The organism is Sphingomonas sp., from assembly GCF_035317925.1.
Classification (GTDB): Bacteria; Pseudomonadota; Alphaproteobacteria; order Sphingomonadales; family Sphingomonadaceae; genus Sphingomonas_I.
In genome coordinates this window covers 1-8,954 of record NZ_DATHFV010000185.1, presented here as the reverse complement: position 1 = coordinate 8,954, position 8,954 = coordinate 1, and the positions used below count along the sequence as shown (strand labels likewise).

At 65.4% G+C, this 8,954-nt stretch carries 9 protein-coding genes and 1 pseudogene; 4 read left to right on the top strand and 6 right to left on the bottom strand.

Going from position 1 to position 8,954, the window contains the following annotated elements:
- The 5 genes and pseudogenes from VK533_RS13800 to VK533_RS13780 all read right to left on the bottom strand — a co-directional run.
- Nucleotides 1–293, bottom strand: a pseudogene (locus VK533_RS13800) (membrane dipeptidase); the annotation flags it as partial.
- Nucleotides 294–338: 45 nt separating this feature from the next.
- Nucleotides 339–1,064 carry a metallophosphoesterase gene (locus VK533_RS13795; protein ID WP_324378611.1) on the bottom strand — a complete coding sequence of 242 codons (726 nt, stop codon included), beginning with the start codon at nt 1,062–1,064 and terminating at the stop codon, nt 339–341.
- Nucleotides 1,065–1,081: 17 nt separating this feature from the next.
- Nucleotides 1,082–2,101, bottom strand: coding sequence for a glycosyltransferase family 4 protein (locus tag VK533_RS13790; RefSeq protein WP_324378608.1), 1,020 nt, complete (start codon nt 2,099–2,101; stop codon nt 1,082–1,084).
- Nucleotides 2,101–3,681 (bottom strand): alpha-amylase family glycosyl hydrolase, encoded by a 1,581-nt coding sequence (locus VK533_RS13785; protein WP_324378606.1) that lies wholly within the window; start codon nt 3,679–3,681, stop codon nt 2,101–2,103. The genes VK533_RS13790 and VK533_RS13785 overlap by 1 nt, the downstream gene beginning before the upstream one ends.
- Nucleotides 3,678–4,799, bottom strand: a complete 1,122-nt coding sequence (locus VK533_RS13780; RefSeq protein WP_324378603.1) for a glycosidase — start codon at nt 4,797–4,799, stop codon at nt 3,678–3,680. Before VK533_RS13780 ends, VK533_RS13785 begins: the two co-directional genes overlap by 4 nt.
- Nucleotides 4,800–5,176: 377 nt before the next feature.
- Here VK533_RS13780 and VK533_RS13775 point away from each other — a divergent pair, with 377 nt between their 5' ends.
- The 3 genes from VK533_RS13775 to VK533_RS13765 all read left to right on the top strand — a co-directional run bounded on the left by VK533_RS13775 (nt 5,177) and on the right by VK533_RS13765 (nt 7,349).
- Nucleotides 5,177–5,428, top strand: coding sequence for an SWIB/MDM2 domain-containing protein (locus VK533_RS13775; protein ID WP_324378602.1), 252 nt, complete (start codon nt 5,177–5,179; stop codon nt 5,426–5,428).
- Nucleotides 5,429–5,613: 185 nt separating this feature from the next.
- Nucleotides 5,614–6,057, top strand: coding sequence for a MucR family transcriptional regulator (locus VK533_RS13770; protein ID WP_324378600.1), 444 nt, complete (start codon nt 5,614–5,616; stop codon nt 6,055–6,057).
- Between the two features lie 59 nt (nt 6,058–6,116).
- On the top strand, nt 6,117–7,349 hold the full coding sequence (locus VK533_RS13765) for a TCR/Tet family MFS transporter (RefSeq protein ID WP_324378598.1): 1,233 nt from the start codon (nt 6,117–6,119) through the stop codon (nt 7,347–7,349).
- Here the strand turns inward: VK533_RS13765 and VK533_RS13760 are convergent.
- Nucleotides 7,322–8,077: a competence/damage-inducible protein A gene (locus tag VK533_RS13760; protein WP_324378596.1), complete on the bottom strand. Its 756-nt coding sequence runs from the start codon at nt 8,075–8,077 to the stop codon at nt 7,322–7,324. The two genes, VK533_RS13765 and VK533_RS13760, sit on opposite strands and share 28 nt — an antisense overlap.
- Before the next feature lie 64 nt (nt 8,078–8,141).
- Here VK533_RS13760 and map point away from each other — a divergent pair.
- The coding region (map, locus tag VK533_RS13755; RefSeq protein WP_324378613.1) for a type I methionyl aminopeptidase at nt 8,142–8,954 on the top strand (813 nt) is incomplete at its 3' end.

Here is an 8,954-nt window from a genome sequence, read left to right as displayed (position 1 = left end):
GGCGGCAGATTGACCGACACCCAGGCCGACCAGAATTGGCCGCCGACCATCCCCTGCCGCAGCCGCGCGATATCGGTGTTGTACGGGTTCGGCTTTTTATCGAGAGCCTGCGTCAGGTCGATCGTCCAGCGTCCCTCGCCTTCGCGCTCACGCAGGGATTCAGCCCAGTCGTTATGCCCGTCGATCAAGGGCGTATCCTTGAGGATGCGCGCGACGCGGGCGGCATAGGGATCGGGAGCCGCCGCCAAAGCGGGGGCGGCGAGCAGGGCAAGGCTGATGATCAATGTGCGCATCGGCGGACGATGGCGCGGAACCACCGACGCCTCAAGCCCCCAGGCTTAGACCATCGCGCGCGCAATCACCTCCAGATGCCCGGCCTCGATCCGGATTTCATTGAAGGATGGTGGCGTCGTCCGCAGCCGCTCCGACAAAGTCCCCGCGCCGATCAGCCGCACCACGCGCCCCGCCTCGTGATGCGCCACATCGAACGCGTCATGGACATGCCCGCTCAGCACCCCATCCGCCCCCGCCTCCGCCAGCAGCGCGAGTGCGTCGGCGCCGTGCCGCGTCTCGCCCCGGCCAGTGAAGCGGTTCCGGATAAGCGGATGATGGCAGGCGACCAGTGCGACCCCGCCCAAGGGCTTCTCCGCCAGCCGCTCCAGCGCCGCCTTCAATCCCGATCGCGACACGCGCCCCCACGACAGATTGCGCAATTGCAGCCGTGCGGTTGTCTTCAACGGCACGATCATCACACCGGGCAGATCGAGCGGCCGCTCAAGCACCGCCTCGACCGCGCGATAGCGGCGATAGGGATCGAGCAGCCGCGCGAGCGGGTTGAAATACGGCAGGTCGTGATTGCCCGGCTCGACCGTGACCGGAACACCGAGGCCCTTCAGCCATTCGGCGGCGGCGGCGAATTCCCCCTTGCGCGCGCGCATCGTCAGGTCGCCGGTACAGATCACCGCGTCCGGCCGCTCGGCATGGACCAGCCCGGCGAACCATCGCATCGCCGCCTGATCCTCCCGCCCGAAGTGGAGGTCCGAGACGTGGAAGAGCCGCGCCATGCACGGCCAAGCGCAGGTCAGGCGCGTCCGGTTCCCAATATCCGCGCGTAAAGCTCCAGATAAAGCTCGGCCATGCGCTCGACCGTGAAGCGCGCCTCGACCGCGCGGCGGCAGGCGGCGCGGTCGATCTCGCCGATCCGGCCGATCGCGGCGACCGCCTCGTCGAACGTGTCGACCAGGAAACCGGTGACCCCATGCTCGATCAGCTCGGGCATCGATCCGCGATTGTACGCGATCACCGGCGTGCCGCATGCCATCGCCTCGATCACCGACAGGCCGAACGGCTCCTCGAAATGGATCAGATGAAGCAACGCCTTGGCGTGGCCCAAGGCACGCGTCCGCGCGGCGCCGCCGACCGGGCCGTCGAAGACGATCCGGTCACCATCCACGTGCGGCGCGACCTCGCGCGCATGATAGCCTTCGTCCTGGACGATGCCGGCCATCAGCAATCGATGCCCGGTCGCCAGCGCCGCCCGGATCGCATCGGCGGCGCCCTTGTCGGGATGGATGCGGCCGAAGAAGAGCAGATCGTCGCTGCCCTCGGCGTCGAACGGGAATTCCTCGATGCGGATGCCGTGGTGGATCGTCGCGGCGTAACGCAGATCGGGATGCCGGTCCGCGTCCGAGATCGCGACGTAATTCACGCGATCCTCGTAGCGTTTGAACACCGGCACGATCCGTTCGGACGAGAAACCGTGGATCGTCGTCACCTGCGGCACATCGACCAGCCGCGAGAAAGTCAGCGGCACGAAATCGGCCTGGTTGTGGATCAGGTCGAACTCGCCTGCGTGCTCGAACACGTTCGAGACGTGCAGCATCTCCATCACCTTGGCGTCGAGGCTGCGATCCTCCGAATAGCCGGTCGGCACCACCGCCTTCAATGTGCCCGCCGTCTCGCTGTCGGCGGTCGCGAACAAGGTCACGTCGACGCCTTTCGCGACCAGAGCCTCGGTCAGCAGGCTGGTGACCAATTCCCACGGGCCATAATGCCTGGGCGGCGTGCGCCACGAGATCGGCGCGAGCATCGCGATCCGCATCAGGCAGCCCCCGCCAGCAGGATCACGCCCTGATTGGGCGCCAGCCGGTCGGCGTGATAATCGCCGCCGGTCGTCAGCAGCGGCTGTCCTTGCGGGCAGGTCACCGGCTGCTCCCGCCCGCCAAGATTCAACGCCACCACGATCCGCTCCTCATCCTGTATCCGTTCATAAGCCAGCACGTCGCCGTCGGCCTGCAGCAATCGCAATGTACCGATCGCGAGCGCCGGATGCGCGCGCCGCAGCCGCAGCAGATCGCGATACAGCGACAGGATCGAGCCCGGGTCGGCGGCTTCCGTGGCGACGTTGCGCGTCCGCCAGTCGGGGTTGAGCGGCAGCCACGGATCGCCGGCGGTAAAGCCCGCCTGAGGCGACATATCCCACGGCATCGGCGTGCGCACCGGATCGCGGCCGAAGCCCAACCCCGGCTCGCGCAATTCGCGGGGATCCTGCACCTTATCCGGAGGGATCGCGACATCTGCCAGGCCGAGTTCGTCGCCATAATAAATGGTCGGCGTGCCGCGCATCGTCAGCAGCAGCATCGCCGCCACCCGTGCCTGGGCCGGGCCGACGCGCGACGCGATGCGCGGCCGATCGTGATTGCCCAGCACCCAATTGGGCCAGCCGCCGGACGGCAGGGCCGCCTCATAATCCGCGACCATCTGTTGCAGCTGGCGCGCATGCCAGGGCGCGTCGATCAGCTGGAAATTGAAGGGCAGATGCACGCCCTCGCCGGCCTTGCCGTAATAAGCCATCAGCCGTTCGATCGGCAGGTAGATCTCCCCCACCAGCACGCGCTCATTCCCTTTGGCGCCATAAGAGTCCGCAAGCGCGCGCATCTCGGCGGCGACGTCGAACACTTCGGGCTGGTCGGTCGAGTAAAGCTGCAGCACGCGGTGCATGTCGGCCATGCCCGGCTTCCAGTCGGGATTGGCCGGATTGTCGCGGAAGTCGGCCGCCTTGATCATGTGCCAGAGTATGTCGACGCGGAAGCCGTCAACGCCGCGATCGAACCAGAAGCGCATCGCGTCGAGCATCGCCGTGCGCAATTCCGGGTTGCGCCAGTTGAGGTCGGGCTGCTCGCGCAGCATCGCGTGATAATAATATTGGCCGGTGGCCGCATCCCATTCCCACGCCGATCCGCCGAAATCGCTGATCCAGTTGTTGGGCGGCCCGCCGTCGAGCGCGGCGTCGCGCCAGATATACCAGTCGCGCTTGGGATTATTGCGCGACGACCGGCTTTCGAGGAACCAGGGATGCCGGTCCGACGAATGATTGGGCACGAAATCGAGCAGCAGTTTGAGCCCGCGATCATGCGCGGCGGCGAGCAGCCGGTCGAAATCGGCGAGGCTGCCGAACATCGGATGGACGCCGGTATAGTCCGCCACATCATAGCCGAAATCGACCATCGGCGAGGGATAGATCGGCGAAATCCACAAAGCGTCGACGCCGAGATCGAGCAGGTGATCGAGCCGGCGCTCGATCCCGGCGAGATCGCCGACGCCGTCGCGGTTCGTGTCCTGGAACGAGCGCGGATAGATCTGGTAGATCACGCCCTGCTGCCACCATTTGACGTCGGTCATGCGAAGCGGCTCTTCGGAATATGCGTGATGCGGCAGGCGAGGTCGGCCTCGCCGCTCGCGACGATATAATCCTCGCCGCCGTCGGCGATGCCGGTGGTGAACACGACTTCGGTCGGCAGATAGAGCAATTGCGCGATCGGTGCGGTCAGCGCGGGATTGGCTTCCAGCAACGGTTCTCCATCCTCGACCCGCAAGATCTTCCACGGTTCGTTGCGGTCGAGCAGGGCCCAGAAGCTGCGATAGATGCCGATCTTGGCGCGCGTTTCGACGCCATGATAGATCATCAGCCAGCCGGCATCGGTCAGGATCGGCTGGCTGCCGCCGCCCATCTTCATCGAGATTTGCGATCCCTTGCGCGCCCGCAGGAACGGCATGTCGAGTGGCTTCCAGTGCAGGCTGTCGGGCGACTGGGCGAGGTTGATCGAGGGACCGCCGAGATAGGGGCTGCTTTCGGGATAAGCGAAATAGACCTCGCCCAAGGGCCGCGTCAGCGCGAGGAATTTGCCGGCGACCTTGCCCTCGAACAGGATCATGTCCTTGTTCTGATGATCGAGGATGATCCCCTCAAGCTTGTAGTCGAGCCCGTTGGTGGACGTGTGTAACGTCGTCGAATGGCGCTCGGCCGAGACCGAGCAGGTCGTCATGTACCAAATGTCGCCGATGCGGGTGATGCGCGCGTCCTCGACGCCATATTGCTGGTAATCGGCCGCCGGCACGATCGCCTTGCCATAATGGATCGCGACGATCCTGCGCCCGTCCGCGCTCAGTTCGACCGGCAGCAGCCAAGACAAGCTTGTCAGCGCAAGCTGGCGATAGGCCGCACCACCAACGTCGAACTGGCGCGGATCGGTCATCGCCACGCCGGTCAGCAGATGATGGTCGAGCACATAACCGCCTGGCGTCCAGCGGATCGCGCGGACATGCTCGCCATGGACCGGATCGCGCAGCGCCTCGGCCACACGCACCATCATCAGCAGATTGCCGTTGGCGAGCCGGGTGAAGCCGGGATTGAACGCGCCCAGCACATAGGTTTCGGCGTCGAGCGATTGGCGCAACGGCGAGCGCGCGAGGTCGACGTCACCGGGCGTGAAGATCAGATAGTCGCGGCTTTGGTCCATCTCCGCCCCCTCTGGCGCTCGGTCAGGCAACAATGTCGCGCGCCGCATTTGGCTCCCTCTTCACGCTGGGAGGAGCCTGGAGATGGCCGGATTGCACAAAGGCGACAAGCCAAGGCTGAAAATCGCATAAATGCGCCACTGAAGCGCACCGAGGCTCGGGCAGGCCGGGCCAACAGTGATCAAAACCAAGTAAGGCAATGATATTAAACGATAATCCGTAATTTCAGATCAGAGCGGACGGGGGAAAGCGTGGCGCACATAAGGCGGAGCCCCTCAAGAAGCTGTGGGTGAAGGTTCAAGAGAGGCTTGCCAAAGGCGTTTCCTCGCGGGATAGCATGCCCAGCCTTAGAGAGGGGCCGCATAAGGAGGACTTAAATATGGCAACGAAAACCGGTGGCATTCACAAGCCCGTCACCCCGTCGGCGGACCTCGCCGCAGTCGTCGGTCCCGGCGCGATGCCGCGCAGCGAGATCGTCAGCAAGCTGTGGGCTTACATCAAGTCGAACAATCTTCAGGACAGCAAGGACAAGCGTCAGATCAACGCCGACGCCAAGCTGGAGAAGGTCTTCGGCAAGAAGAGCGTCAGCATGTTCGAGATGAACAAGCACGTTTCGGCGCACGTCAAGTAAGCTGAAATCGAGCTGATTTCGAAGGGCCGGCGGTCATCCGCCGGCCCTTTTTTATCGCCCGCGCAAGTCACGTCGCCGCCCCGACTACCGGAGCGCAGAAAACTTGCCCGAATTACCGCGAAATTGCTCGCGAACGCCGTAACGATCTGCTAGTTCGCGCTCCCTGCCAAACAGGGTTGCGAACAATGACCGAAGAAACTGCAAACGATCTTCTTGCGCTCACCGCCGACATTGTCGCCGCTCATGTAGCGCACAATCGCGTGACTGTCGGTGAGCTGCCCGAATTGATCTCCAAGGTGCACGGCGCGCTGGCGACGCTCGGTCAGGACAGCGCGGCTCCGGCTGCTGCCGAACAAAAGCCTGCGGTTTCAATTCGTTCGTCGATCAAGCCGGATCACATCATCTGCCTTGAAGACGGCAAGAAACTGACGATGCTCAAGCGCTATCTGCACACCAATTTCGGCATGACCCCGCAGCAATATCGCGCGAAGTGGAAGCTGCCGGCGGATTACCCGATGGTCGCGCCCAATTATGCGGAAAAGCGCCGCACGCTCGCCAAGGCGATCGGACTCGGCCGGAAGAGCGGCACCGCCGCCCCGGCCTCCAAGCGCGGCCGCCCCAAGAAGTGATCGCCTGATACGTTCGGCTGGACTATCGGCCCGGCCGTAACGCCAGGGATTCCCAACATATGAGCGTCTCGAACCGGAGCGCGGTGCGCTTCGTCGTCCTCACTGTCCTGATCGATGCGATCGGCTTCGGCATCGTCATGCCGGTGCTGCCCGGCATCGTCATGAAGCTCGGTCATGTCGGCCTGGCCGAGGCAACGCGGATCGGCGGCTGGCTGGGCGTGATCTATGCCGCGGTCCAGTTCCTGAGCGGGCCGATGATGGGCAATCTCGGCGACCGCTTCGGGCGGCGACCGATCATCCTCGGCGCGCTCGCCGGCTTCGCGATCGATTATGCGCTGATGGGATTCGCGCCCACGCTCGGCTGGCTGTTTCTCGGCCGCGCGCTTGCCGGCCTGTTCGGCGCCTCGTTCGGCCCGGCGGGCGCGGCGATGGCGGATCTGTCCGCGCCCGAGGAGCGTGCCAAGCATTTCGGCATGATCGGCGGGGCGTTCGGCGTCGGCTTCGTGATCGGGCCCGCGATCGGCGGGCTGCTCGGCGAGATCGGCCCGCGCTGGCCTTTCTATGCCGCCGCCGTGCTCGCGGCGGGCAATTTCCTGCTCGGCCTGTTCGCCTTTCCCGAAACGCATGCCGCAGAGAATCGCCGGCCATTCCAATGGAAGCGCGCGAATCCGCTTGGCGCCCTGATCGCGCTGCGCGGTCATAAGGGCGTGCTGCCGGTCGCCTTCGCCAGCTTCTGGTGGGCGCTCGCCAGCATGATCTATCCGACCACCTGGGCCTTTTTCGCGATCGCGGCTTTCAACTGGACGCCGGGCCTGATCGGCGCATCGCTCGCTCTGGTCGGCCTGCTGATGGCGCTGTCGCAGGTGCTGCTGGTCGGCCGGGTGGTCAAACGCTTCGGCGAGCGTCGTTCGGCCGAGATCGGCATCGGCTTCGCCATGTGCGGCTTCATCGCCTACGCGCTGCTGCGCAACGGCTGGTTCGTCTTCCCGGTGCTCGCGCTGACCGCGATGCAGAGCCTGGTGATGCCGTCGATGAGCGGGCTGATGTCGCGCCGCGTCCCCGCCGACGCGCAGGGCGAATTGCAGGGGTTTAGCGGCAGCATCGCCGCGCTCGCTGCGATCATCGCGCCCGCCATCTACAGTCCCGCGCTCGCCTGGTTCACCGGCCCGCGCGCGCCCTTCTGGTTTCCGGGCATCGCCTTCGCAATGGCGACGGTAGCGGCGTTGGTCGCGCTGATCACGCTGATCCTGATGCGGCGCGCGCCTCAGATACCGCCGGCTACCGGCGCGTAACCGCGCGCGGCGAGAGCTTCGGTCAGGTCCGCGGCGCACACATCGAGCCGCGCCTGATCGGCCGACCGGATGACGAAATTGGCGCCGGTCCTGCCGTCGCGGAAGAAGGGGTAGGAGCCGATCTGGCAGCCGTCATGCGCCTTCTCGGTCGCCTCGAGCAGGTCGGCGATCTCGCTTTCCTGCACCCAGCAGCCGATCGTTGCGGAGACGAGCCGACGCCCGCCCTCGAGCTTGCCGGTCAGACTGTCGAGCATCGCGGATGCGATATGCGGCACGCCCGCCAGGATGAAGATATTGCCGATGCGGATACCGGGCGCGCCCGATCGTTCGTTGACGATCAGCGACGCGCCTTCGGGCGTGCGCGCCATCCGCAGCCGCGCCTCGGTCACCCCGCCCTTGTCCGCATAATAAGCGTCGAGGATCGCTTTCGCCTGCGGATGTGCGACCACCGGCAGGCCGAGCGCGGCGGCAATCGCATCGACCGTGATATCGTCATGCGTCGGGCCGATGCCCCCGGTGGTGAACAGATAATCGTGCGCGGGCGCGAGCGCATTCACCGCCGCGCCGATCGCGTCCATGACGTCCGGAACGACGCGCACCTCGCTCAAGCGGATGCCCTGCAGGTTCAGCCACACGGCGAGCTGCGCGATATTCTTGTCCTGGGTGCGCCCGGACAGGATCTCGTCCCCGATCACGACAAGGGCAGCGGTCCAGATGCGCTCGGCCATAGCGGGCGACATAGCGGCGCGGCGCAGTCTCGCAAAGCCCGGCGCGAATGGCTATATCGCGGGGATGACGCAGTATCAGACCATCGCCGCGGGCGAGTCCGTCACGCGCACCGGCGCGATCAAGCTCTATGGGCCGGAAGGCTTCGAAGGGATGCGCGCGGCGGGCAAGCTCGCCGCCGAAATCCTCGACGAACTTGGTGCGCATATCCGCCCGGGCGTGACCACCGAGGAGATCGACCGCATCGTCTATGACATGACGATCGCGGGCGGCGCGGTGCCGGCGACGCTCAATTATCGCGGCTATACGCACAGCTGCTGCATCAGCCTCAACCATGTCGTCTGCCACGGCATCCCCGGCGGCAAGACGATCAAGGACGGCGACATCGTCAATGTCGACGTGACGCCGTTGCTCGACGGCTGGCACGGCGACAGCAACCGCACCTATCTCGCCGGCGATGTGCCGTTGAAGGCGCGCAAGCTGGTCGAGGTCACCTATGAATGCATGATGCTCGGCATCGCGGCGGCCAGGCCGGGCGCGCGGCTGGGCGATGTCGGTTTCGCGATCCAGACGCATGCCGAGAAGCATCGCTACGGCGTGGTGCGCGATTTCTGCGGCCACGGCGTCGGCCGTCTGTTCCACGACGCGCCCGAGGTGGTCCATCTCGGCCGTCCCGGCACCGGCCCCGAACTCAAGCCCGGCATGTTCTTCACGATCGAGCCGATGATCAATATCGGCCGGCCCGACGTGAAGGTGCTCGACGACGGCTGGACGGCGGTGACGCGCGACCGTTCGCTCTCGGCGCAGTTCGAACATTCGATCGGCATCACCGAGACCGGCGCCGAGATCTTCACCAAGAGCCTGAAGGGGCTGGATCTG